Origin of the sequence: Catellatospora sp. NPDC049609 (genome assembly GCF_040675365.1) — a bacterium.
GTDB lineage: Bacteria > Actinomycetota > Actinomycetes > Mycobacteriales > Micromonosporaceae > Catellatospora.
In genome coordinates, this window is sequence record NZ_JBFAOU010000122.1 from 1 (window position 1) to 24,012 (window position 24,012).

The window sequence follows — 24,012 nt, forward strand, 5'->3', positions numbered from 1 at the left end:
GTCGGGATCACCAAGGCGGCGCTCTACTACCATTTCGCCGCCAAGGAGGACGTGCTCCACGAGCTGACCGGCCCGGTGCTGGACGAGCTCGAAACCGGGGGCGACTTGCGCCCCCGGCCGCCGGCGGTCACAACACGGCCGCCATGGCCACGCGATCGTGGCGCCGGATCACTGTGAAACGTGGCTGAACCGCTGGTTGGCCTGGCCGTTGCAGTCGTAGAGCTGCACCCGGGCACCGTTGGCGGTGCTCCAGACGTCCAGGCACCGGCCCGACTGCACGCCGGTGATGGTGCCGTTGGCGTTGAGGTTCCACTGCTGGTTGGTCTGGCCGTTGCAGCTGTAGATCTGGATCTGCGCCCCGTTGCCGGAGCCCGCCGCGTCCAGGCACTTGTTGCCGTACACGGTCAACTGCTTGCCGGAGGTGTAGGTCCACTGCTGGTTGGCCTGGTTGTTGCAGTCGTACAGCTGCACACGCGTGCCGTTGGTCTGCGACGCGTTGGGCACGTCGATGCACCGGCCCGACTGTGCGCCCACGATCCGGCCGACGCCGCCCGCCGGAGGCGTCGGCGAGGAGGACGGGCCAGGCGAGGACGACGGAGGGGGCGAGGTAGGCGCCGACTGCGACGGCGACGGTGTGGCGGAGTTGAGGACGTTGAGCACCGAGGTGTACGCCGGCTTCGCGCCACCGCCGCTGTTGAACAGCAGCGGGCTCTCGCTGGAGCGCCACGAGTCGCTGTCGCGCACGCCCCACACCGTGATGCCGATGCAGCGCGGCACGTTCATGCAGGCCTGAGTCAGGCCGGCGTACTGCGTGGTGGAGGCGTTGGTGACGTCGACCTCGGTGAGGGTCACGTCGACCCCGAGGGCGGCGAAGCTGGACAGCGTGGTCTGGAAGTTGCTCGGCAGGGAGCTGCCACCGGTGAAGTGGGTCTGCAGACCGACGCAGTCGATGGGCACGCCCCGGGACTTGAAGTCCTGGATCATGCGGTACACACCCTGGGTCTTGCCGTACGACCAGTTCTCGATGTTGTAGTCGTTGTAGCACAGCTTGGTCGACGGGTCGGCGGCGCGGGCGGTGCGGAACGCCACCTCGATCCAGTCGTTGCCGGTGCCCTGCAGGTTGGACGAGCGGCGGCTGCCGTCCTCGTTGAACGCCTCGTTCACCACGTCCCAGGCCGCGAGCTTGCCCCGGTAGTGGGCCATGACGCCGTTGATGTGGTCGATCATGGCTTGGCGCAGCGTGGAGCCGGACAGGCTCTGCATCCACCCCGGCTGCTGCGCGTGCCACGCCAGGGTGTGGCCGCGCACTTTCAAGCCGCGCTGTGTGGCCCAGTTGTAGATCTGATCGCCGGCGCCGAAGTTGAACTGGCCGCGCTGGGGCTGGAGCGCGTCGATCTTCATCTCGTTCTCGGCCGTGATCATGTTGAACTCACGCCCGGCGATCGTGGTGTACGTCGAGTCGCCGAGCCGGCCGGCCGCGATCGCCGTGCCGAAGTACCGGCCCGACTGCGCGGCCGCCGCACCCAGCGTGCTCTCCGCTGCTTGCGCCGACGGCATCATCACCGTGGCTGCGGTCACGGCCGCGACACTGACCGCGCCGGCGACCAGCGCCCTGACGATGAGCAATCTCTTCCGCCGGGTTGCGCCAATGTGGATGGAGGGGCTTGTAGCCACCTTGGCCTCCTGTTTCTCGCGAGCGCCCGCGCCGTCTGGGCGGGACGGCCGGACGTGCCGGCCGATATTCAGTAGCGCCGATGCTCCACCAAACTTCTGTTTCAGGCAATGAGTTTCGGAAAAGTTCCGGAAACAATTTTTAGACCAGAGCAACAGATAAGTGCTGGTGAGAAAGGATCTGGCACGGTGACTGCCCTGCCCGAGTCGGTGGTCGCCCAGGACGCAGTAAGCGGAACTTTCGCGACGCGGCGACACCGACCGTCATAACCGTTTTCGAGAATTCCGTCGGCGGACCGGCTGTCAACGGCCACGGTGAGGTCGCCACTGGTGGCCAGCGAATGTCGCCACCTGTGGTCATGTCAGTTCATGGGCGGCTCCGGGTGGTGCGGGTGCGGGCCTCCAGCATGCGGAAGGACTCGCCTTCGGTGACCACGACGGTGGCGTGGTGCAGGAGCCGGTCGAGCAGGCTGGTCGCGGTGACGTGTTCGGGCAGGAACCGGCCCCACTGCTCGAACGGCCAGTGTGAGGCGATGCCCAGCGCGCGTCGTTCGTAGGCGGCGGCCACGAACCGGAACAGCAGTTGGGTGCCGGTGTCGTCCAGCGGTGCGAAGCCGATTTCATCAACGATGACCAGGTCGTTGCGTAGCAGGGTGTCGATGACCCCGGCCGACGGAGTTGTCGGCCAGGCCGCGGTAGAGCTGTTCGACGAGCTCGGCTGCGGATAGGTAGCGGACTCGGTGCCCGGCGACCACGGCGGCGTGCCCGATGGCGATGAGCAGGTGTGTTTTCCCTGTCCCGGCTGGTCCGACGAGGCAGAGGTTCTCGGCTTTGGCGATCCATTCGCCGGCGGACAGGTAGTCGAATGTTGCCTGCGGGATCGACGAGGCTTGGACCTTGAACTCGTCGAGGGTCTTGACCACGGGGAACGCGGCGGCTTTGAGGCGGTTGGCCTGGTTGGACTCGTCGCGGGCGGTGATCTCGGCGTCGATGAGGGTGCGCAGCACCTCCTCGGGCGCCCAGCGTTGGACCTTCGCGGTGGCCAGGACCTCGGGTGCGAGCCTGCGGACGGTGGACAGCTTGAGCCGTTTGAGGCCGTCGACGAGGTCGGCGGCCAGTGGCGGCGGCGCGGTCGGGACGGCGGTGGTGCGGGTGCGTGGGGGCATCAGGCCACCTGCCGCAGGGTGTCGGCGCGGTAGGCATCGAGGGATCGGGTCGGGACCAGCGGCAGTACCGCGGCCAGCTTCTGGCCGGCGGCCGTGGGTTGGGGCGCGCCTGGCCCTGCGGCCAGGATCGCCCGGACGTCGTCGGCGGTGAACCGGCGGAACTCCACAGCTCTGGCCAGCGCGGCGATCAGCTTGTCACGGCCGTGCGCTGGCTCCAGGGCGACGATCTCGGCCAGGTGCCCGGGCAGCCGGGTCGTGCCGGCTGCGGCCGCGGCGCGCAGGAACGCCTCTGCGGTCTGGCCCAGGGCGAGGAACGCCGTCTCCGTCTTCGTGCGTGGACGCACCGCCCGGCGTGGCCGTCGCGCGGGTCGGTCGTAGTGCTCATCGGCGATCGACGTCTCCCCGGGTGCGACCAGGCGGTGGGCGGCGACCAGGTCACCGTCGTGCCAGACCTCGATCCGGTCCTCGACGGTGGCGACCTCGACGTGCTGGCCGACCAGGCGGTGCGGGACCGAGTAGCGGGCCGAACCGATGCGCACCGTCGACAGCTTGTCGACCTTGCGCGCGACGCCGCGGCGGCCTTCCAGCCGCAGCGACGGCAGCGTCCGCAGCACGTCACGTTCGATGGTCAGGCGTTCGTCGGCGATGGCCTGGGTCTCGCTGTGCTTGATCGCGTTGATCTCCGCGCACCACGCGACGGCAGCGGCGTTGGCCACGCTCAGGTCACCGCCGAAGTCTTCAGCCGGCACGACCAGGTCCGACTTCGCCAGCCGGACCGCGGCCTCGACCGCGCCCTTGGACTCGGGGTCCTTGGCCTCGCAGAAGTCCGGCCGGAACCCATAATGCGCAGCGAAGCGCACATATCCGGCGGTCGGGACGACGACGTTGGCCACGACGCCGCCTTTGAGGCAGCCCATCCGGTCGGCCAGCACGATCGCTGGCACACCGCCCGCGGCCTCGAAGCACTCGGCCAGCATCCGCAGCGTCGTTTCGAGGGACTCGTCGCGGGTGAAGCGCACGAACCGCCACCGCGACCACGCCAGCACCGCGGTGAAGATCTTCAGCCCGGCGTTCGGGCCTTTCGTCACGGTCCCGTAGTCGATCAGTAGATGCTCACCAGGGGTCGGCGCCCACGGCCGATAGACCCGCCGCAGGCGCTTCCACCTGGCCTTCTGCTCGGCCACCGTCCGCCGGAACGTGCGCGCCGAACCCTCATAGCCGGCAGCCCGCGCGATCGGCAGCAGCCGCTTGGCGGTGATCCGCCCGTCGGTGCTCTTGACCTTGTCGAAGATCAGATCCTCGTACGGCTCGGCCAGCCCCGGCGCCGGCGACCGCCGCCGCCCAGGCCGCTGACCAGCAGCCCGACGCGCCAGAACCCGGCTGACCGTCTTGTGGGTCGTGCCACACAACGCCGCTGCCGCACGCAGTGAACCGGTCTCTTCGTAGGCGTTGATGATGTCCAACTCTTGCCTCGCAGTCTTCAATAGGGGTGTCCTTCAGGGCGGATGACTTGCAGGTTGGCGCCGCCAGTCTTCGCCCTGAAGGACCCCAAAAGATCAACTAGCCCCCTGCGAGGTGGGGACTTTCACTGGCCACCAGCGGTGACCTTGCCATGGCCACGGACACCGGCGGGGGACGACCCGGGCGCCCCGCGGTCCGATCTTGTCCACGAACGGGTCCGTGACCCGCGTGGTCCCCTGCGTCCGGCACTTCGGGCCCGCGCGACTCGCGGCAGACAGTTTCGTCCTGCGACGAGCGAGAAGTCACTGGCTTGCCAAGTCATCTGGCGGATAGGTCCCCGGCATGACGCCGCACGAGAACGAGGTCCCGATCAACGAGGCGGTTGTCAGGTCGCTACTGGAGGACAGTGCCCGGCTTGGGCCGGCTCGTCGTTGTCACAGCGGGGCGAGCACCGACAACACCAGGTGCCGGCTGGGTGACGACCTGCGCGGCTTCCTCGAACGGCTGACGAGGCCCCGTCCGCGCGGAAGAAGCAGGAGTGGCTTCCCCGCCTGGCGCGGTTGTGGGACGCCTCGCTCGCGCTGCCTGGGTCCTCCGCACGCCCTGTCCGGCTCCACGCCGACGATGATCGGCGGCGGTGCTGCCCGGCACGCCACCCGGCCGGAGCTGGCACTGGGCGCGTCGTCGACACGACCAAGCCTGCCGGCTGTCAACAGGCTTGCGTCGTGTCACCTGCGACAGTGAACGGGTGGCGCAGACGTTGCATCGCCACCTCACCGCAGTCGGATGCGGGAGGTGCGGGCTTCTGTGCTTCCGCGGTGGGCGGAGCGAGAAACGGTGCCATGCGACCGCGGGCCGAGGCGGCGGTCAAGCTCTGCAAAGGCGGAACGTCGGCATCCGGGTGCCGAGCGCCGCTGAACCCGCCGGGGACAGTCGACGGATGGGCGTCGTGCGGGCGCGGCGGCGTGGCGATCACGGTCATGCTTCTCTTCCTCGAACGGCACGTCGCGATGAGGGCACGGGCCGCAGGCCACGAGACGTCACAAAACGAACCGGAACACATTGATGGATGAACGCCGAACGGCGGCCCGCTGAACCAGTCAGGCCGCCGTTCGGGAAAGAGTGGGTCAGAGCGAGCGGATGTCCGACGCCTGGGGGCCCTTCGGGCCCTGGGTGATGTCGAACTCCACCCGCTGGTTCTCCTCGAGGCTGCGGAAGCCGTTCGCGGAGATCGCCGAGAAGTGGGCGAAGACGTCGTCGCCGCCGCCGTCCTGGCTGATGAAACCGAAGCCCTTGTCGGCGTTGAACCACTTCACGGTACCTGTAGCCATGTCTGCTCCTTCGCAGGCTGTTGGAGACCGCACGGTGCGGTCCCCACGCCGCCGCGTTGATCACCCGCGTCGGAAACGACACAAACGAAAAAAGCGCCTGCATAGGTCTTGGTCAGACCACCAGGCGCCGAAACGTCAACGGAAATCAAAACTGCAACTGGGTAACCATAACACACCTTCCGTCGCTCGCCAGTCCCGTCCGCACGGTCTTCGTCACAGCACTGCACCGCGAGCACCGCCCCTGCCCGGCGGTCGCGCGCCCTGGCCGCCAATCGCACGTGTCCGATGCCGCCGGTCGTCCGCCGGCATGGACGCGTGCGCGGCATACCCCGCCTGCTGCTCCGCTTCACTCAGGTCGTCATCGCCAACCGGGAGGCGGGGCGCACGGTCGATGACGCCGCCGAGCCGCCCATGCCACCGGCTCGCGCGGCGCCGACCGAGGAAGGAATCAGCCCACCCATGCCCTGCCGGTGGGCCTCCCACCAGGGATCCGCCGCCAGGGAAGGACAGGTTCCCGGCTGCCCCCGATGCGGTCCGGCGTCAGGATGCGCGGCACGGCGGCAGCCTGTCCGCCGGCCCCGAACCGGCCGGCGGATTCGCCGTACGCGCGACCCTGCCGTTTCCGGCATGACAGAGCCGATCCTCGTCCTGCTGGCCGACGACGATCCCCGCTACCGCAGCACGATCGCCACGCTCATCGCAGCCTCGCCGGGCCTCACTGTGGCCGGCCAGGCCGGCACCGGACGCGAAGCCGTCGCGCTCGCCGCCACGCACCGACCCGACGTCGTCCTCATGGACGTCCGGATGCCCGATCTCGACGGCATCACCGCCACCGCCCGGATCATGGCCGATGAAAGCGCCGCACGGGTCGTCGTGCTCACCACCTTCGACCTCGACGACCACGTCTATCGGGCGCTGCGCGCGGGTGCCAGCGGATTCCTCCTCAAGGACATCACCCCGGCCCACCTGATCGACGCGATCCACACCGTCGCCGAAGGCGAAGCGCTGCTCGCCCCCAGCGTCACCCGGCGGCTCATCGCCGCCTCCCTCCGCGGGATCGCGCCCCGCCGCTCGCTGAACGGCGTGACCCCGCGCGAACGCGACGTCCTAACGCTGATCACCCGCGGGCTGTCCAACGCCGAAATCGGGGCAGTGCTGCACGTCAGCCGCGGCACCCTGAAGACCCACATCGGGAACCTGCTCGCCAAGCTGGGCGCCCGCGACCGCGCTCAGCTGGTGATCGCCGGATACGAAGCCGGGCTGGCCGACGGGGCTCGATGAGCACTCAGCCCCACCCGTACAGCGGTCGCGACATGGGCATCCTGGATGCCCGAGTCGGGTGCGCGTGCTCTGCGAAGTAGAACCCAGGCCCCAGGGCGAACACGCTCGGCAATCCGAGGAACCCTTCGAGGAGAAGCCCCAACTACGATGAGACCCGGCTCGGTCCCCGACCTTCAGGCAGATCCGCTGCGTCCGCGCGCGAACTCGGAGGCATCTTGAAGCTCTTGCTGACGTCAGGTGGGGTCACGAACCCCAGCATCCACTCGGCGCTCGTGCAGCTTCTCGGCAAGCCGATCGGCGACGCCGATGCCCTCTGCATTCCCACAGCGGAGTACGGGCATCCCAGGTGCACTCCCGCCTCGGCCTGGCGGTTCATCGCCGGCCGAGGCTCGTCACCCATGTGCGACCTGGGCTGGAAGTCGTTGGGCGTGCTGGAGCTCACCGCGCTGCCCACCATCGACGCCCAGCGGTGGGTCGCCTGGGTCCGGGAGGCCGACGTGCTCCTGGTCGACGGCGGCGACGCCGCGTATCTGTGTCATTGGATGCGTGAGTCCGGGTTGGCCGATCTGCTGCCTTCGCTGCCGGACATGGTCTGGGTGGGCGTGAGCGCGGGAAGCATGGTGATGACGCCCCGGATCGGAGCGGAGTTCGTCGAGTGGCCGCCCGCGCCGGACGACCGCACCCTGGGAGTCGTCGACTTCTCGATCTTCCCGCACCTGAACGCCTTCCCGGAGAACACCCTGGCCGACGCGCAGCGGTGGGCCGCTGACCTCGGCGTCCCGGCCTATGCCATCGACGAACAGACGGCCATCAAGGTCGTCAACGGCTCCGTCGAGGTGGTCTCCGAAGGGCAATGGACGAAGTTGGGGTGATGCTTGGTGGCCGCGGCGCTGACGGCCACCCGGCACCAGGGTCCGCCGCCGGGGACGGCCATGATCTGGTCCGGTGTCCCGGCAACCGAGCCGACCGGGCGTCACCGGCGACCGGTCAGCAGATCGTTCGTCTATCGACTATCGTGCGAGTCTGCTCGACGGCGGCGAGGGGTGTTGCCGTGCGCCGCCTCTTCGAGCCCGACACCTGCCAGAGGAGGACACGTGGGAACGAGAACAATGCTCCCGTCGCGCACGTCGGGCGCCCTTCGCGGCGTCGCTTTCCTGTTCGTGGTCATGGGGATCGTCGCCCTATCCACCGCCGGCGGCGCCGGTGAGGTCGACACCGTCCCCGCCGGCGGCCCGGTGATCAGCGCCGCCGGGTCCTACAACATGGATCCGTGGGCGGCGGCTTAATACCAGGTCCCACCGACACTGGTCGGCGGCTCATCACCGTCGAGCAGGTCGACCCCAAGGCGGTTCGGCCTGCTCGACGGTGGGTGACCTTGTCGGTTCAGCGGTTGCCTCCAGAAGCGACTCGATCCTCGTGACTTTACGGAGGTCACGGGTTGAGCTACCGTGACTGCCGATGTGAGCGGTCACAACTGGTGCAGGGCGTGACGACTGCAAACGGGGAGAGCCTGCATGTGGTCCATGACCATGGCACAGTGGCGGGTCGGGATCAGACGCTCTGGTGCCCTGGTCGCGCTGATCGCCGCAGCCGTGGCGGCGTTCACCCTGCTCACCTCGGCGGCCACCGCCGAACGCCTGGACGCCGTCGGCACCGTCGTGGCCAACTACCGTCCCGCGTACGACATCCTGGTCCGCCCCACCGGCACCCGGCTGCCCCTGGAGCAGCAGCGCAACCTGGTCCAGTCCGGCCAGCTGGCGGGCATGAACGGCGGCATCACGCTCGACCAGTGGACGGCCGTCCAGCAGATCGACGGCGTCGCGGTGGCCGCGCCCGTCGCCGTCGTCGGGTACAGCATGCGCACCGTGCCCGTGGAGGTCGACCTGACCAGCCAGCTCGATCCGGCGGCCGAGCGGCAGGTCCTGCGTATCCAGCCGACCTGGGTCACCGACGCCGGGCTCAGCGCCATTCCCGACGGTGCCGCCTACCTCTACGTCACCCGCAACCCGCTGCGCCAGCCGCCACCGACCAAGTACGTCGGGCAGCTCATCGGCCCGCGGGAGCACTCCGACGGCACCGCCGTGCTCGTGTGCGCCGACGGGGAAGGCGCCGGCATCAGCCCGCTGGCCGGGCCGGCCCGGTCCTCCCTCACCTGCATCGGCGGGCCCGGCTCCACCGGCTACGACGGCCGGCCCGTCACCGCGGCGCCGGTGCTGCGGCTGGGCTGGTCGATCCCGTTCCTGATCGCCGCCGTCGACCCGGTCGCCGAGGCCGCCCTCGCGCGGGTCGACGCCGCCGTCACGTCCGGCCGCTACTTCACCGACGGCGAAGGGCCCCGCCCCTACAGCTTCCCCGAGCCGCTGTCGAACCCGCCGGTCCTGTCCTACGACGGGGTGCCGATCCTCATGGCCGACCGGCCTCAGGTCGACACCGCCCTGCGGCTGGACACGCAGCGGCTCGGGCCGGCCGCCGTCCGGACGCTGCGCACCGTCGCCGACCAGAACCAGGTCCGCACCGAACTCGACGCCCTGCCCGGAGCCACCGTCGACCAGCGGCAGGTCGACCTGCAGGAAATCTACCCAGGCTTCGTCGACCGCATCCGCGACCCCGCGACGTACTCCGGCGACTACATCTACGGCGACGGGGTGCACAGCAGCACGCCCCTGCTGGGCACGTACTGGACCGTCGGCCCGGCCCGGCTGCTGCCCGACGGCGACGGCCTGCGCGCCGAGACCGTCGCGCAGGATCCCAAGATCTGGGGCACCGGCTCGTCCTCCGGCGACATCGCCCACTCCGTTCCGATGGAACTGGCCGACATCGGCGTACGCGGCGGCATCGCGGTCCACCAGGGCCTGGACCGCCAGCCGACCGTCGTCGGCCGGACCTCGCTGCCCGACGTCGGCCTGCAACTGATCGGCACCTTCGACCCGGCCAAGGTCGACATCGGCGGCGCCCTGTCGGCGGTGCCGATGGACACCTACTTCAACCCCGGCGTCACCGGAGCCGACGACGCGTCCCGGCGGGCGCTGCGCGGAGCCACCCTGCGCCCCAACGCCAACCTCGCCGGCCTGCTCAGCCAGCCGCCGCTGATGCTCACCACCATCGCCTCCCTCCCCCGGCTGCTCGGCGAGGAAGACTTCAACACCCACCCCGCCTACCCCGAATACCAGCTGCGCCCCGACGCGCCGATCAGCGTGATCCGGGTACGCCTGGCCGGCGACCTCAGCATCGACCCGGTCTCCCGGGAGAAGGTCCGGCTCACCGCAGCCCGCATCGCCGAACGCACCGGCCTGCAGGTCGATATCACCCTCGGCTCGTCACCCACCGCCGTGCCGGTGGCCTACCCCGAGGGCCGCTACGGCCGCCCCGCCCTGACCGTCGCCCAGCCCTGGGTACGCAAAGGCGTCGCCGTCGTCCTGGTCAGCGCCATCGACCGCAAGAGCCTGCTGCTGTCGGTGCTCGTCCTCACCGTGTGCGGGCTGGCCGTGCTCAACGCCGCCACCGCCGCCATGCGCACCCGCCGCCTGGAACTGGCGATCCTGTCCTGCCTGGGCTGGCCACGCCGCAAAATCCTCAGCCTGCTCCTGCTGGAGGCGGCCGGCAGCGGCCTGGCGGCCGGGATGCTCGGCACCGCCCTGGCGGTCGGCGGCATCACCCTGTTCGGCATGCCCACCGACTGGCGGCACGCCACCCTCGCGACCCCCGCCGCGCTCGCCCTCACCCTGGTCGCCACCCTGTGGCCCGCGTGGCGCGCCACCCGCCCGGACCCGGCGGCGGCCGTACGCCCCCCGGTCTCGCTGAGCCTGCGCAGGTCCCGCGCACCGCGGCGGATCAGCGGACTCGCGCTGGCCAACCTCAGCCGCACGCCGGGGCGGACCCTGCTGGGCGCGGCCGGCATCGCGATCGGCGTGTCGGCGCTGACCGTTCTGCTCGCGATCACGTTCGCCTTCCACGGCGCGGTCACCGGCACCCTGCTCGGGGAGGCCGTCTCCCTGCAGGCACGCACCGTGGACTACCTGTCCGTCGCGGTCACGGTGCTGCTCGGCGTCGCGACCACAGCCGACCTCGTCTACCTCAACCTGCAGGACCGTTCGGCCGAGATCGCGCTGCTGAGCGCCGTCGGCTGGCCCGAGCGGCTGCTGCACCGCCTGGTGGCCATCGAGGCGGTCGGCATCGGCGTGCTCGGCGGCGTGGCCGGCGCAGGGCTGGGCCTGGGCGCGGCCGGATGGTTCGTCGGACACGTCACCGCGCCGCTGACCTGGTGCGCGGTCACGGCGCTGCTCACCGGCATCGCCGTCAGCGGCCTGTCGGTCCTGGTCCCCATGGCCGTGCTGCGGCGGCTGCCCACCGCGCAACTGCTGGCCGAGGAGTGAAGCCCATGGACCGCAGGCCCCCGGAGACCGGCCCGCTCGTACGCGTGCGGGAAGTGCGTAAGACGTTCCCGCTGCCCGGCGGCGCGCCCGTCGTCGCCGTCGACGGCGTCACGTTCGACATCGACGCCGGCGGCGTCGTCGCGCTGACCGGACCCAGCGGGTCCGGCAAGTCGACGCTGCTGCACATGATCGGCGCCATCGAACGATGCGACGAAGGCGTCATCGAAGTCGCCGGACAGCCGGTCAACGGCCTTTCGTCAGCCGCGGCAGCGGCCTACCGCCGGGGCATCGGCCTGGTGTTCCAGCGCTTCCACCTGCTGCCGACCCTCACCGCGCTCGACAACATCGCCGTGCCGGTCATGCCGCTGCGCACCGACTTCGACAAACTCGCCCGCGCCCGGGAACTGCTCGACATGGTCGGGCTCTCCGACAAGGCCACCGCGCTGCCCTCACGCCTGTCCGGCGGCCAGCAGCAGCGCGTCGCCATCGCCCGCGCACTGATCAACCGGCCCAAGCTGCTGCTGGCCGACGAACCCACCGGCAGCCTCGACAGCCACAATGGCGCCGCCGTCATGGACCTGCTGCTGCGCCTGCGCACCGAACAGCACACCACGATCATCGTCGCCACCCACGACACCGGCATAGCCTCCCGGTGCGACCGGATCCTGCACCTCAAGGACGGCCGACTGACCGGCCTCACCTGAAGCCGGTCTGCTCGCGGTTCAACGGCAACCGGCAGGGATGCCACCTCGATCCTCGCCTCGACCGACATCGCCGCCCGCCGCGGCGCTGCACCACACCGTGCTGTTCTCGAACTGCGCGACGCCGAGCCAGGGCAGCCCAGAACTTCCGGTCGGTCCGCCGCCACACCGTCGGGTCCGGTGGCCGGCAGAGCGGGCTCACCCCGCCGGAGCGACGGCGCCCCGGAAGGTGCGGCGGTATGCCGTCGGTGAGACGCCGATCGCGGCGTGCAGGTGCTCGCGCAGGGAAGTGCCGGTGGCGAAGCCGGACTGGCCGGCGATGTCGTCGACAGCCAGGTCGGTGGTCTCCAGCAGGTGCCGGGCCCGGGACAGGCGCTGCTGGATCAGCCAGCGCCCCGGGCTCATCCCGACCTCGTCGTTGAACCGGCGGGTGAAGGTGCGCAGGCTCATCCGGGCATTCCCGGCGAGCTGCGTCAGGGTCAGCGGCTCGTGCAGGTTCTCCAGCGCCCACTGGCGGGTGGCCGAGGTGCCGTTCACCGACGGCGGCGGCACGGGGTGCTCGATGTACTGGGCCTGGCCGCCGTCGCGCCACGGCGGCACGACGCAGACCCGGGCCACGTGGTTGGCGACGGCAGTGCCGTGGTCCCGCCGTACGAGGTGGAGGCAGACGTCGACGCCGGAGCCGGCGCCCGCCGAGGTCAGCACATCTCCGTCGTCCACGAACAGCACATCCGGGTCCAGCGCCACCTCCGGGTACCAGGACCGGAAGACGCCGGCGACGGCCCAGTGCGTGGTGGCGGGCCGGCCGTCGAGCAGCCCGGCCGCCGCCAGCACGAACGCCCCCGTGCAGATCGACACGATCCGGGTCCCGGGCCGGACCGCCGCGAGCGCCTCTGCCACCCCCGGAGGCAGCTCGCGCGAGATCCGGGAGATGTCGAAGGGCGGCAGCAGCACCGTGTCCGCCGCTGCGAGAACCTCCGGGCCGTGTCCCACCGTCACCGAGAAGTCGGCGTTCGTGGCGACGGGCCCGCCGTCGACGGAGCAGGTCCGGACCTCGTAGCGGTCCTGCAGCGCACCGAAGATCCGGCTCGGGATGCCGAGCTCGAACGGGTAAACCCCCTCCAGGGCGAGGACCACGACACGATGGAGAGAAGTCATGGCGCGATCCCGTTGTTAGTTGGCATTCATGCCATGGTACGAGCAAGCGCCTCCGACCAGGCTGGTGCACATGATTAACCACGCCACCATGCGCGCCATCAGCCAGGACACCCATGGCACCCCCGAGGTGCTGAAGGAAGTCGTGCTGCCGCGGCCCGCGCCCGCTCCGGGCCAGATCCTGGTCGCCGTCCGCGCCGCCGGGGTGAACCCGACCGACTGGAAGCACCGCGCCGCCGGCCTCTTCCTGAACCGCCTGCCGCTGGTCCTCGGCTGGGACGTCTCCGGCGTCGTCGAGGCCGTCGGCTTCGGAGTCACCCTCTTCCAACCCGGCGACGAGGTCTTCGGGATGCTGCCCTACCCGCACAGTGTCGGCTCATACGCCGAGTATGTGACCGGTCCCGCCCGCGCGTTCGCGCACAAGCCCGCCGGCATCGACCACGTACAAGCCGGCGCTCTGCCGCTCGCCGCCCTGACCGCGCACCAGGCACTCGTCGACACCGCCGCGGTCCGTGCCGGACAGCGCGTCCTGATCCACGCGGCCGCCGGCGGCGTCGGCCACCTCGCCGTCCAGATCGCCAAAGCCCGTGGCGCGCACGTCATCGGCACCGCCGGCGCCCCCAAACACGACTTCGTCCGCTCCCTCGGCGCCGACGAGGTCATCGACTACCGCAGCACCGACTTCCGCGACGCCGTCCAGGACGTCGACATGGTCCTCGACCCGCTCTCCGGCGACACCCGCGTCCGCTCCCTCGAGGTCCTGCGCCCTGGTGGCATGCTCGTCTCGCTCCTACCGAGCACCGACCCCGACGAAGCCGCGAAGGCCGCGGCCCGCGAGGTCCGCGTCCAGACCCTCCTTGTGGAAGCCGACCACGCCGGCATGAACGCCATCGCCGACCTGGTCGCCTCCGGCTCCCTGCGCGCCCACATCCAGGCCGTCTTCCCGCTCGCCGATGCAGCCAAGGCCCACGCCCTGGGCGAGACAGGACGCACCGCGGGCAAGATCGTGCTGACCGTTCCCTGAGCTCCGGTATTCCGGGCACCGACCGAGCGCAAGCACTGATGGTGGCCGACAGCGCAAGCCGGTCACGACAGCCCTGACCGGATGCAGCGCCTGTTACGCACGGCGCCGTGAACGCTGTACTCGACGAGCTTGCACTTGGGGACCGTGAGGCGCGTCAGTGCGTCTGCCCTGGGGTCCCCGCCTGGTCCCTGTATGTCCGGGCCTCGGGACCGCGCGACTCGCGGCCGAAGCGGATGCGCTCCACGGCGCGGCGCCAAGAGCCATTGGTCGCACCAGGGTTCAGCCCTGGGTTAGCTCTCGCCGTTCGGGGATCCATTGCACCGACTGGGCAGCCGAGGGGTCCGTAGGATCAGTAGCTGCAGACATGGCACGGCGGGATCCTCGAACTGCGGGCTCGGTCTCCCACACCGCCTCCAGGCCGTGATCAGTGGCATAGAACAGGTGCTGTCGCAACTCAAGTGCGGATTTCAGGTCACGCCGCAGCGCGTACGGATGAGCTGACCTCACTGCCAGGAACGGTTGGGCGGCGAGCAAACTCCGGAGATCTCCGACCCGCCAATCCGCACCCAGCAGCTTCCTTGCGCGCATCAGCAGGGCCACCCCCGTCGACTGGAACCTTGTCTATATAGACGTCGGCGGTCAGCGGCGCGTCCCGTACCCGATCGGGCGGCACAGCGAAACCGGAACGCAGCCACACCTCGAACGCGGGAGCAACAACCTCGAGGTCGACTTCGCCGAGACCGCCCAGGTCGGCCCAGAAGACCGGGCCGCCGCCGTCGCACCTGAGGAAGAATTCCCGATCGCCTTCTTGGCCGATCATGAGGTAGCCCGCGAGCCACTCGCCGACTCCGTAGGCCGTGTTGCGCTCCAGCAGGGAATCCGGACAGTACAGGACCACTCCAGCGGCGGCGACATCGGATCGAAGCACGGTACGGTAGCCGCCGCTGCCTCAGGGCTGAGAAGCCCCGTCAACGCTGGTCATGGTCGTCCAAGCTTCGGTCAGCACTCGTTGCCCTCGCCGCAGGCCGGGTGGCGCGGGCCAGCCGGTCGCGCACGCCCTCCGCATCGGGATGGCCGAGGTCTTCGAAGATGCGCAGGGCCCGCTGCCAGGTCCGCACGGCGCCTGTTCGGTCGCCCAACGACCATCGGCTGTCACCGAGCCGGTTCAAGGTATCCGCTTCGTCGTAGCGGTCACCGAGCTGCGTGACAAGGTTCAGGGCCCGGTGGTAGCACGAGACCGCCTGGCGATGGCGGCCGAGACGGTCGTGGATGAAGCCGAGGCTGTCCCAGGTGTTCGCCTCGCCGTGCCGGTCGTCGGTCTGGCGCAGCAGCACCAGCGCCCGCCGGCAGTGATCGAGCGCCGGCCCGTACTGGCCGAGCCTGGCATGCGCCCACCCCACCCCATTGTGTGCGCTGGCCTCTCCGGACAGGTGACCCGCGACCCGGTACAGATCCAGGCCCTGCTGCGCGTGGTACAGGGACTCGGCATGACGGCCGAGCCGATCCAGCATCGCGCCGAACGCCCGGTGGGTCCGTGCCTGCCCGGCGTGGTCACCGAGCTCGCTGAAGAGCTTCAGCGCCGCGAGGTAGTGGCCCTCCGCCTCCTCCCGTTCGCCGACTCGGGCGAGCGCACGGGCGAGATCGCGGTGAGCGCTCGCCTGCCCTGGCCGCTCGTCCACCTGCTGCGCCGCGGCAAGGGCGGTTCGCTGAGCGGCGACCAGGTCCGGCCAGTGGCCCTGGCGTTGCAGGAAGTCGACCAGGGTCCGTGCCAGCCGCCAGGCGTGTCCCTCGAACCGGGCGCGTTCGGCGTGGGCGACCGCTGTCAGGAGCACGCGGTACTCGGCGGTGAACCAGGCCTGCGCGTGGTCGTGATCGGCGATCTCCTCGGGTGCCACACCGGGTGGGGCATCGGCGAGGCTGATCGGATCCCAGCCAGGCTGCAACAGCAGTGCGGCGGCGTGTGCCGTGTGAAGGTAATGGTCCAGACCGCGCTGGATCGCCGTCCGCCGGGTGTCGGGTGTGTCGATGCTTTCCACCAGGTCGGCCGCGTACCCCCGCAGCAGGTCGTGGAGGTTGAACCTGCCGGGCACGTGTTCGGTGACCAGGTGCGCATGGGCCAGTTCGGCCAGCAGCCGGTGCACCTGAACGCGGGGCAGCCCGGCCAGGCTGGCAGCGGCGGGGACTGCGATGTCCGGCCCTGGATGGCAGCCGAGCAGCCGGAGCAGGCGCGCGGCGGGCGGGCTCAGATTCTGGTACGACCAGGAGAAGACCGCCTGCACGTCGGTACTGGCGTCGCCACCGTCGAGCGCGTCGAGTAGTCGCCGCGTCTGCCGTATCTCGGCGGCGAGGGTGGACAACGGAAACGACGGGTGTGCCGCCCCTCGGGCGGCGACCACCGCCAGCGCCAGCGGCAGCCGGACGCATCTTTCGATGATCTCGTTCACGGCCTGCGGTTCCGAGGTGAGCCGGTCGGCTCCGAGGCGCCGTGCCAGAAACTGCCAAGCCTCGTCGAAGCTGAGCAGATCGACGGTGACCGGCAGGGCGCCCTCGGCGGCGACCAGGCCGGCGAGTCGGTTGCGGCTGGTCACCAGCACCAGGCAGCTCGGGCTGCCAGGCAGCAGGGGGCGCACCTGCTCGACGTCGCGGGCGTTGTCCAGCACCACCAGCATCCGCCGACCGGCGAGCAGGCTTCGGTATAGCCCCACCTGCGCGGTCAGGTGTATCGGGAAGCGTTCGGGCGGCACGTCGAGTGCCTCCAGGAACCCGCGTAGCGCCTCGGCAGGCGTCATCATGGAGCCGCTGGGGTCGAACCCGCGCAGATTGACGTAGAGCTGGCCGTCCGGGTAACGCTCGGCGGCGCGGTGGGCCCAGTGCACCGCAAGAGTCGTCTTGCCGACCCCGGCGGTGCCCGACAGCACCACGCTCGTGGCGGCCGGCTCGGCTGGGCCGTTCGTCCCACCGACGGTGGTGGCGTCGTCGAGCTGGGCGAGCAGCGCCGCGCGGCCGACGAAGGCGGTCAGGGCCGGTGGCAACTGCTGCGGCACGGGAGCACCTGCCGCCATGCCGTTGGTCTGAGCCCGCGCGGCACCGGCCCCGGCATGTCCGCCGGCCGGACTCGTTCGACGTCGGCCTTCCTCGACCTGGTCCCGTGCGGTGGCCAGCACCCCTTGCTCAACGCTGGTGGCCCCGAGCAGCCGGGTCAGGATGTCGAACCGCTCGGTAGGTGGCAGCACGTTTCCCGCGAAGTACTCCCCGATGATTCCGTGCGACCAGCCGGTCTTCGCTGCCAGCTGCCGGTACGTCAACAGGTTGCCACCATGCTGGCGTGCGTGGCGGTGCCGCAGCCTGCGCAGCAGCAGGGCCAGGTCCTGCACCGTCTGCACTTCGCGGTCTACCGCGAGCACGGGATGGGAGGCCTCGGGTGCCTGGTGGAACGCCTGCGGCGCACCGGGGCGCACCGGTTGTTCGTACATTCTGTCTCCCCCTGCTGGCCCACCCGGCAGCCCGATGTGCGGACACCGCGGGTGGTTGAGCCTCTGTCTTCGTCAGGACGTCGCCGGCAATCCACTGTCCACAAAGGACAGTCGCCACACAGCCGCATCCACCCAAGGCCGCCCGTGGCCGAGGTCCGGATCACTACGCAGCCGTGGACTACCGAAGCAATGCTCGACGGCGCCCCTACCGCCGCCAGTGGCGATCCACCGCGCCGGTGCGGTAGCCCAGGCCACTGGGATCAGGTGTCCAACGATGTCCAACATCCCCATTGGACAGTCGTTCCATCGATAAGAGTAACCGCCTGAGCGGATGCCGCACCGGCTCCGCCACAGGTTGGGAGAACATGAATGTCAGTAACAACGACCGGGCGACAGGCCTCCGCCCGGATCCTCACGGCCTTCGCGTTGACGGCCGGCCTGGCCCTGGCTGTGCCCCACTCCGCCACGGCCGCCCCCGACGATGCGGGCCTTTCGGCGAACGCCAGCGTGACGGGAGGTGCGGTGGCAGTCCACGCCGAAGCGTGGGCGGCCGGGCGTGCGAAGTACGGGCGAAACGTCACCGCTGCCCAGGCGATCGACGCGTTCTGGACGCCGGAGCGCATGCGCGCGGCCAGGCCGATCGAGGAGTCGCCCGAGTACGCCCGCGCGATGGCGGTGGGCAGCATGACGGCGAAGAACGCGGCGCCACAGGCCGCGACCGAGACCCGCAAACCGACGGTGATCCCACCCTATGAGGGGGCCCTGGGCACGCCCAAGGGCGATGGCGCGTCGACACTGGCCGTCAACCCGAACTTCGCGTCGTCCCACCCGACCGCGCGCACCAGCGGCAAGGCGTTCTTCGTGCTCGGCGGGCTCTCCTACCAGTGCTCCGGCACTGTGGTGAACTCCGCGGGTGCCGACACGGTGTGGACGGCCGGACACTGCGTTCACAGCGGCGCGGGCGGTCAGGCCGCCTCCAGCTGGGCGTTCGTCCCGGCCTACGACGATGACCTGGCCAACCCGCGGCCGTACGGCACCTGGAGCGCCGTCAGCATCTGGACCATGAACGCGTGGATCAACTCGTCGGCCCCGGCCGAGGACATGGGCGTGGCGATCATGGGCACGCTGAACGGCAACCACATCGTCAGCTACCTCGGCGGCCAGGGCCTGTGGACGTTCGCCGGCACGCAGAACCTGCAGAACGCGTTCGGCTACCCCGCCCAGGCCCCGTTCGACGGCGGCAACCTGCTGCGCTGCAGTGGCTGGTCGTCGCAGGAGAACGCCAACGTCTGGACCGAGACGATCAAGATTCCCTGCAACTTCAACAAGGGCGCGAGCGGCGGCGGCTGGTTGCTGAACTGGGACGGCAACTGGGGCCTGGTCAACGGCATCAACAGCCGCGTCGACAAGCTGCCCAACCCCACGATCGTGGCGTCGCCGTACTTCGACCAGACGGCCCTGGACCTGTACGACTTCACCAAGAACATGTGAGCTGTCCGCAGCCGCTGATGTCATGACGATGCTGTGGGAGTCACGCGACTCCCACGGCATCGTCGTACACCGTGATCGGCATCAGCGGCGCTGCGTACGGGTCGCTGGTGGGCGAGGTCTTGCATTTCATCCGCCGCCCGGCGCTCGTGCGCCCGCAATACCCGACGCGACCTGCGCCTCCACCCGCTCCAGGTCGGGATCACGCAGACCGACCGTGTCAGTGGTCCAGAACGCCTCGGGATAGATCAGCCGGCCGACCATCCACGGCTGGTACGACGAAAGAAGCGCCACCTGGAACCCCGGGTCCGGGATGCGCGTCGAGGGCCGGTCGAACCCAAGGGCGGAGGCGGAGCTGAACCCGCGGCGTCCGTAGTAGTACGGGCTGCCCTCGAGGAAAACGGCCGGCGCGCCACGATCCTGGGCGGTCTGCAGCGCCGCCGCGAGCAACGCGGTGCCGACGCCGTGGCGCTGGCGGTCGGGACGTACCGACAGCGGGGAGAGCACCAACACCTCCACCAGCTCGCGTCGGGCGTCCACCCAGCCGCGGGAGAGACCGACGTGCCCGACCAGCTCCTCGTCGACAACAGCGACCAAGCTCGCCCGAGCTGCTCCGCTGGTCTGCAGAGCTCGCATCATCTGCACAACGCGCCCGTCCGGTGGCTCGCCGAATGCCGCCGAGACGACCCGCTCGGCAGCGAGCTCTTCGGCCGGCATCACATCACGGATCTCCATGGCGCGACCTTAGTGTCAGTGGTCGGCCGGCGCACCGCAGTTCTCGGGCTCCGTCTCGCGCTCATCAGCGGGCATGGCGGTCTGGGCGTACTGCAGAGGTATGTCGCTGCTTCCGTGCTCGGCGCGAGCTGGTCGCCGCGGAACTGGGTGGGGATCACGAAGGAGCTCGTCGTGCCGGTGGCGCCCGTCTGCGTGGGTGGGTCGTAGGTGATGATGCTGATCGGCCAGGGCTGGCCTTGGGAGAACCGGGCTTCGATGCCGGCGTTGACTCCGTAGGCCCGGTTGCCGACCAGCCGCGTCACGGCTGCGGCGGTGAGGGTGAGGCGAAGACCCGGCCGGGCAGGAACGATGTATCCAAGTGGCCGTTGGCGGGCTCGACCAGCCCTCTGGACTCCGGGTCTCGCGGCCGCAACTGCACCACCTTGACGCCCAGCGTTCCGCCGAACGCCTCGAAGTCCCTGCTGACGAGTCGGCAGTCCGGACCTTGTAAACCCTTACCTTCGCCATCGCACCCTCCCACACCTGAGCGCGCACCCGCGTTACGTCAGGATTGCAGGAAGGCCAGCAGGTCGGCGTTGATCGTATCGGCATGCGTGGTCGGCATACCGTGCGGGAAGCCCGGATACGTCTTCAGGGTGCCGTTCTGCAGGAGTTCGGCGGACAGCGGCGCCGAGTCGGCGTAGGGCACGATCTGGTCGTCGTCACCGTGCATCACCAGAACCGGAACGGTGATCTTCTTAAGGTCCTCGGTGAAGTCGGTCTGGGAGAACGCGACGATACCGTCGTAGTGGGCTTTTGCGCCGCCCATCATGCCTTGACGCCACCAGTTCTCGATGATCGCCTCGGAGGCCTGCGCGCCGGGGCGGTTGTAGCCGTAGAACGGACCCGAGGGCAGAGCGCGGTAGAACTCGGATCGATTGGCGGCCAACTGTGCCTGCAGGTCGTCGAAGACGCTCTTGGGCAGGCCGCCGGGGTTGGCTTCGGTCTGCACCATCAGCGGCGGGATCGCCGACATGATCGCCGCCTTCCTGACGCGGCTTTCGCCATGTCGGGCGATGTAGTGGATGACTTCGCCGCCGCCGGTGGAGTGGCCCACGTGCACAGCGTCTCGTAGATCGAGGTGGGCGGTCAGCGCCGCCAGGTCGTCGGCATAGTGATCCATGTCGTGACCATCGCTTGTCTGCGTGGAACGCCCGTGCCCCCGGCGGTCGTGCGCGATGACGCGGTAGCCATGGTTGAGGAAGAACAGCAGCTGGTTGTCCCAGTCGTCTGCCGACAGGGGCCAGCCGTGGCTGAACACGATTGGCTGGCCGGTGCCCCAGTCCTTGTAGAAGATCTCCGTGCCGTCGTTTGTCGTGACCATCCCCATCTGATGCCTCCCGGAACTATAAGAACATGACTAATTACTCAGCGTAGTCATCGGTGAAGCGCCGCGTATTGAGTACGCGCCACCCAAGGAGCCCAGCCGGACCAGGCGAACCGCTCGTCTGGTGCGTTGCATCCGGTGGTCGGAGCAAGATCGCCGGAGTTCGTCGCGTACCGGCACGGCGGCGAAGCCATCCTCCCCGGTGCCGCATTCACGAAGGGCGGAATCACCGTCGCCCGAGCACCGCACGGGTCAGGTCGGTTCCAGAATCGCTGGAACGGACCTGACCCGTGTGCCTACTCCGCCAGCGTGCCAGAAGGTCCAGGTCCGCAGTTGCTGTCCATCTCCGGACGGCGCGAGCGTCGGCGAAATCGGCAGTGGCGGCGGCCACGAACCCACCGCGCCAGTAGGAGAGCACGGTGGTGGCCACCCGGGCACCGGCCCGCGCCGGATTCGGATCGCCGGCTACTTGAACTCGATGAGGATTCGTCCGCGTATCCCGCCGGCTTCCAGCAGCCGATGGGCTTGCGACGCCCGCTCCGGTTCGAAGGATTCGGCGACACGCAGGATCGCGATGCGCCGTCACGCGAGGCTCTGGGCGGTGCCGTCGGCTGAGGACCGCCGCATGGCCTCGATGAACCGGTGCCGGCGCAGGGCGTGCTCGAAGTCGGGCACGGTCCGGGTGCCCTCGGCGATGTCGCGGGCGAGGTGGTCGTACAGGCGGGCGACGTTGGCGGCCGGGGTGGGTGCGAGGTCTGCCGACACGTCGTCGGTGTAGGCGGCGGGGATCTCGATGGGCGCCACGGTGGTGTCGGCGCCGCGGCCGCCGGACAGGGCGAGCTGGGCGACCTGCATGTTGCCCCACGCCGCGGTCAGGACGAGGTCGCCGTCGGTGCCGTTGATCTCCCAGCGGAAGTTGTCGCCGCGTGAGGTGCCGCCGCGGTAGAACACCGATGCCGCAGCTCCCGAGGCCAGGGTGCCGATGATGGCGACCTGGTCGGGGGCGGTGACGGCGATGCGGCTGCCGTCCTCGGTCACCGTGGCTTCGCGCCGCCCGACGACGAGGTTGGCCGAGGCCGTGTCGAGTTCGCCGAGCACGTGGTGGAACGGGTCGAGGGCGTGCATGGTGGCCGAGGTGAGCGTGTTGGCGCCCTTGCTGTCGTCGAACCAGTAGGCCTGGCTGTGGCTGGCCACCTCGCCTCCCCACACCATCCCTGAGCCGACCATGGTCGTGCCCAGCACCCGGCCGAGGTAACCCTGGTGGATCAGTTCCCGGGCGAGCCGTACCTGCGGGGCGTAGCGGCCCTGCAGGCCGACCACGGTGCGGACGCCGGATGTGCGGGCCAGTTCGGCCAGTTGCTCGGCTTCGGCCAGGCCGTTGCCGAGGGGCCACTCGCTGTAGACGGCTTTGCCCGCCCGCAGGGCCGCAGAGATGACCTCGAGGTGCTGGGTGACCTGCGCCGCGACGACCACCAGATCGACGTCGGGGCGGGCGATGAGGTCGCGGGCGTCGTCGAAGCCGGGTACCCCGTACCTTGCCGACGCAGCCTCAGCCGAGCTGCGCCTTGAAGTGCTCACGGCGCGCAGCTCGAAAGCCGGTGACGCGGCGATGACCGGGATGTGGGAGACGGATGCCCACGATCCTGGTCCGATGATGCCTACACCCGTCGGGTTCATGTCGTCTCCCCAGTTCTCGTTGCATGCGGGACGGCAGGGAGCGTGGCCTGCCGGAACCTGAGCGACGCTACGCGAATATGGAACGGTCAACAAAGAAAACGGCGTAGATCACACAGTGATCCCTTTCCGCAGAGTACCGACCCCTGCCTCAGTAGGCGCTCGATAGGCGGATACTCGGCGCGAGGTGCCGATGCTCACGCGCTACTGCCGCTGCCTAACTTGTCAACCTGTTCCAGAACCGGCTACCGTTGCGACATGGCCCGCCAGCGTGAGTTCGACCTCAACACGGCTGTGGCCGCAGCCATGGACGTGTTCCGGAACAAGGGATACGAGGGAACGTCGATGCGGGACCTCGCCGAGGCCACCGGGCTGGGCAGCGGCTCGCTGTACGCCGCCTTCGGCAGCAAAGACGGCCTATACCTTGCCGCCCTCGACCTGTACCGCCAGCGGTACGCGAACCCGCTCGCCGACATGGTGCGCTCCGGCGAGACCGCTCGCGACGTAATCCGGGAGGTGTTCGTCAGCGTCGTCGACGAGATCGCACGCGACGGACACCGGCAGGCGTGCCTGATCATCGGTGCCGCCATGGAACGCGCCCACAACGATCTGCGGGTCGCTGAACGGCTCCAGTCGTCCACCCAGACGCTCCAACTCGCGATCTACGACGTGCTCGCCCAGGGCCAGCTCCGCGGGCACGTCCCCGCAGACCGCAGCGCCGCCGACCTCGCCGCATTCCTCGTGACGAACCTGCAGGGACTGCGGGTGATGGGTGCCATCAACCCGGACCGGGCCGCACTCATGCGCTCGGCAGAGGTGGCCCTTCAATCCGTGTTCGCCCCCAACGCCACCACGTGACCTCGGCACCATCAGGTACGCGGCACGTTTCCACCGCCATACCCGCAGGCGCACCGGCGGCACGGCCAGCCTCAGCAGGCGCGTCGCCGTCATGTGTGGATCGGCACCCAGGGCCCTGCCCGGCGTCTAGTCTGCGAAGAGGGGAAATAGAACCTGCTCGCTAACGATCTTGTGCGCAATAGCTGACGGTGGCGGTTGCTGGTCCGATCGCAGATCCTTTTTGGATGCCGCGTCGATGGGCTCGTCGTGTCTTCA

Annotated in this window: 20 protein-coding genes and 1 pseudogene; 8 read left to right on the forward strand and 13 right to left on the reverse strand. The window is 69.7% G+C overall.

What is annotated here, in order from left to right; all coding sequences use genetic code 11:
- Positions 1 to 168: 168 nt before the first annotated feature.
- The 5 genes from AB0J67_RS27575 to AB0J67_RS27595 form a co-directional block, all read right to left on the reverse strand.
- Positions 169 to 1,560 carry an endo-1,4-beta-xylanase gene (locus AB0J67_RS27575; protein WP_363486391.1) on the reverse strand — a complete coding sequence of 464 codons (1,392 nt, stop codon included), beginning with the start codon at positions 1,558 to 1,560 and terminating at the stop codon, positions 169 to 171.
- A 478-nt stretch (positions 1,561 to 2,038) separates the two neighbouring features.
- A complete protein-coding gene (locus tag AB0J67_RS27580; protein WP_363486392.1) occupies positions 2,039 to 2,332 on the reverse strand; it encodes an ATP-binding protein in 294 nt (97 codons plus the stop codon).
- Complete coding sequence (locus AB0J67_RS27585) at positions 2,295 to 2,837, reverse strand: ATP-binding protein (protein ID WP_363486373.1); 543 nt, start codon at positions 2,835 to 2,837, stop codon at positions 2,295 to 2,297. The genes AB0J67_RS27580 and AB0J67_RS27585 overlap by 38 nt, the downstream gene beginning before the upstream one ends.
- A complete protein-coding gene (istA, locus tag AB0J67_RS27590; protein ID WP_363486374.1) occupies positions 2,837 to 4,321 on the reverse strand; it encodes an IS21 family transposase in 1,485 nt (494 codons plus the stop codon). Before istA ends, AB0J67_RS27585 begins: the two co-directional genes overlap by 1 nt.
- 1,104 nt (positions 4,322 to 5,425) lie before the next feature.
- Entirely contained in the window at positions 5,426 to 5,629 is a 204-nt protein-coding gene (locus AB0J67_RS27595; RefSeq protein WP_363486375.1) for a cold-shock protein, read from the reverse strand.
- 315 nt (positions 5,630 to 5,944) lie between these two features.
- On the opposite strand from AB0J67_RS27595, the gene AB0J67_RS27600 reads away from it, so the two are divergent.
- The 5 genes from AB0J67_RS27600 (at position 5,945) to AB0J67_RS27620 (ending at position 11,987) form a co-directional block, all read left to right on the forward strand.
- Complete coding sequence (locus tag AB0J67_RS27600) at positions 5,945 to 6,910, forward strand: response regulator transcription factor (protein WP_363486376.1); 966 nt, start codon at positions 5,945 to 5,947, stop codon at positions 6,908 to 6,910.
- A 215-nt stretch (positions 6,911 to 7,125) separates the two neighbouring features.
- Positions 7,126 to 7,782 carry a Type 1 glutamine amidotransferase-like domain-containing protein gene (locus tag AB0J67_RS27605; RefSeq protein WP_363486377.1) on the forward strand — a complete coding sequence of 219 codons (657 nt, stop codon included), beginning with the start codon at positions 7,126 to 7,128 and terminating at the stop codon, positions 7,780 to 7,782.
- A gap of 222 nt (positions 7,783 to 8,004) precedes the next feature.
- The gene (locus AB0J67_RS27610) at positions 8,005 to 8,196 is read left to right on the forward strand and encodes a hypothetical protein (RefSeq protein ID WP_363486378.1); all 192 of its coding nucleotides are present in this window, start codon (positions 8,005 to 8,007) and stop codon (positions 8,194 to 8,196) included.
- Between the two features lie 237 nt (positions 8,197 to 8,433).
- Entirely contained in the window at positions 8,434 to 11,283 is a 2,850-nt protein-coding gene (locus tag AB0J67_RS27615) for an FtsX-like permease family protein (RefSeq protein ID WP_363486379.1), read from the forward strand.
- A 5-nt stretch (positions 11,284 to 11,288) separates the two neighbouring features.
- Positions 11,289 to 11,987 carry an ABC transporter ATP-binding protein gene (locus tag AB0J67_RS27620; protein WP_363486380.1) on the forward strand — a complete coding sequence of 233 codons (699 nt, stop codon included), beginning with the start codon at positions 11,289 to 11,291 and terminating at the stop codon, positions 11,985 to 11,987.
- A 195-nt stretch (positions 11,988 to 12,182) separates the two neighbouring features.
- Here AB0J67_RS27620 and AB0J67_RS27625 read toward each other — a convergent pair whose 3' ends face one another.
- Positions 12,183 to 13,142 (reverse strand): helix-turn-helix domain-containing protein, encoded by a 960-nt coding sequence (locus AB0J67_RS27625; protein ID WP_363486381.1) that lies wholly within the window; start codon positions 13,140 to 13,142, stop codon positions 12,183 to 12,185.
- 70 nt (positions 13,143 to 13,212) lie between these two features.
- Here AB0J67_RS27625 and AB0J67_RS27630 point away from each other — a divergent pair, with 70 nt between their 5' ends.
- Complete coding sequence (locus tag AB0J67_RS27630) at positions 13,213 to 14,163, forward strand: NADP-dependent oxidoreductase (RefSeq protein ID WP_363486382.1); 951 nt, start codon at positions 13,213 to 13,215, stop codon at positions 14,161 to 14,163.
- Between the two features lie 472 nt (positions 14,164 to 14,635).
- On the opposite strand, the gene AB0J67_RS27635 is transcribed toward AB0J67_RS27630, so the two are convergent.
- Positions 14,636 to 15,091, reverse strand: a complete 456-nt coding sequence (locus tag AB0J67_RS27635; RefSeq protein WP_363486383.1) for a hypothetical protein — start codon at positions 15,089 to 15,091, stop codon at positions 14,636 to 14,638.
- Positions 15,092 to 15,131: 40 nt separating this feature from the next.
- Positions 15,132 to 17,636 carry a tetratricopeptide repeat protein gene (locus AB0J67_RS27640; protein WP_363486384.1) on the reverse strand — a complete coding sequence of 835 codons (2,505 nt, stop codon included), beginning with the start codon at positions 17,634 to 17,636 and terminating at the stop codon, positions 15,132 to 15,134.
- A gap of 522 nt (positions 17,637 to 18,158) precedes the next feature.
- Here AB0J67_RS27640 and AB0J67_RS27645 point away from each other — a divergent pair.
- The gene (locus tag AB0J67_RS27645; RefSeq protein WP_363486385.1) at positions 18,159 to 19,127 is read left to right on the forward strand and encodes a hypothetical protein; all 969 of its coding nucleotides are present in this window, start codon (positions 18,159 to 18,161) and stop codon (positions 19,125 to 19,127) included.
- A gap of 126 nt (positions 19,128 to 19,253) precedes the next feature.
- Here the strand turns inward: AB0J67_RS27645 and AB0J67_RS27650 are convergent, their stop codons facing one another.
- From AB0J67_RS27650 to AB0J67_RS27670, 5 genes and pseudogenes are all read right to left on the reverse strand, one after another.
- The gene (locus AB0J67_RS27650) at positions 19,254 to 19,859 is read right to left on the reverse strand and encodes a GNAT family N-acetyltransferase (RefSeq protein WP_363486386.1); all 606 of its coding nucleotides are present in this window, start codon (positions 19,857 to 19,859) and stop codon (positions 19,254 to 19,256) included.
- Positions 19,841 to 20,161: a hypothetical protein gene (locus AB0J67_RS27655; protein ID WP_363486387.1), complete on the reverse strand. Its 321-nt coding sequence runs from the start codon at positions 20,159 to 20,161 to the stop codon at positions 19,841 to 19,843. Before AB0J67_RS27655 ends, AB0J67_RS27650 begins: the two co-directional genes overlap by 19 nt.
- An 11-nt stretch (positions 20,162 to 20,172) precedes the next feature.
- Positions 20,173 to 20,304 (reverse strand): annotated as a pseudogene (locus tag AB0J67_RS27660) (IS21 family transposase); the annotation flags it as partial.
- 99 nt (positions 20,305 to 20,403) lie between these two features.
- The gene (locus AB0J67_RS27665; protein WP_363486388.1) at positions 20,404 to 21,228 is read right to left on the reverse strand and encodes an alpha/beta hydrolase; all 825 of its coding nucleotides are present in this window, start codon (positions 21,226 to 21,228) and stop codon (positions 20,404 to 20,406) included.
- A 579-nt stretch (positions 21,229 to 21,807) separates the two neighbouring features.
- Positions 21,808 to 22,902, reverse strand: coding sequence for a Gfo/Idh/MocA family oxidoreductase (locus tag AB0J67_RS27670; protein WP_363486389.1), 1,095 nt, complete (start codon positions 22,900 to 22,902; stop codon positions 21,808 to 21,810).
- Between the two features lie 255 nt (positions 22,903 to 23,157).
- Between AB0J67_RS27670 and AB0J67_RS27675 the strand changes: the two genes are divergently transcribed.
- On the forward strand, positions 23,158 to 23,757 hold the full coding sequence (locus AB0J67_RS27675; RefSeq protein WP_363486390.1) for a TetR family transcriptional regulator: 600 nt from the start codon (positions 23,158 to 23,160) through the stop codon (positions 23,755 to 23,757).
- The last annotated feature ends 255 nt before the right edge of the window (positions 23,758 to 24,012 follow it).

Coding starts and splice junctions, on each gene's coding strand:
- AB0J67_RS27575 (WP_363486391.1), bottom strand. CDS start 1,560: ATGATGCCGTCGGCGCAAGCAGCGGAGAGCACGCTGGGTGCGGCGGCC.
- AB0J67_RS27585 (WP_363486373.1), bottom strand. CDS start 2,837: ATGCCCCCACGCACCCGCACCACCGCCGTCCCGACCGCGCCGCCGCCA.
- AB0J67_RS27595 (WP_363486375.1), bottom strand. CDS start 5,629: ATGGCTACAGGTACCGTGAAGTGGTTCAACGCCGACAAGGGCTTCGGT.
- AB0J67_RS27615 (WP_363486379.1), top strand. CDS start 8,434: ATGACCATGGCACAGTGGCGGGTCGGGATCAGACGCTCTGGTGCCCTG.
- AB0J67_RS27620 (WP_363486380.1), top strand. CDS start 11,289: ATGGACCGCAGGCCCCCGGAGACCGGCCCGCTCGTACGCGTGCGGGAA.
- AB0J67_RS27625 (WP_363486381.1), bottom strand. CDS start 13,142: ATGACTTCTCTCCATCGTGTCGTGGTCCTCGCCCTGGAGGGGGTTTAC.
- AB0J67_RS27630 (WP_363486382.1), top strand. CDS start 13,213: ATGATTAACCACGCCACCATGCGCGCCATCAGCCAGGACACCCATGGC.
- AB0J67_RS27640 (WP_363486384.1), bottom strand. CDS start 17,636: ATGTACGAACAACCGGTGCGCCCCGGTGCGCCGCAGGCGTTCCACCAG.
- AB0J67_RS27650 (WP_363486386.1), bottom strand. CDS start 19,859: ATGGAGATCCGTGATGTGATGCCGGCCGAAGAGCTCGCTGCCGAGCGG.
- AB0J67_RS27665 (WP_363486388.1), bottom strand. CDS start 21,228: ATGGGGATGGTCACGACAAACGACGGCACGGAGATCTTCTACAAGGAC.
- AB0J67_RS27670 (WP_363486389.1), bottom strand. CDS start 22,902: ATGAACCCGACGGGTGTAGGCATCATCGGACCAGGATCGTGGGCATCC.
- AB0J67_RS27675 (WP_363486390.1), top strand. CDS start 23,158: ATGGCCCGCCAGCGTGAGTTCGACCTCAACACGGCTGTGGCCGCAGCC.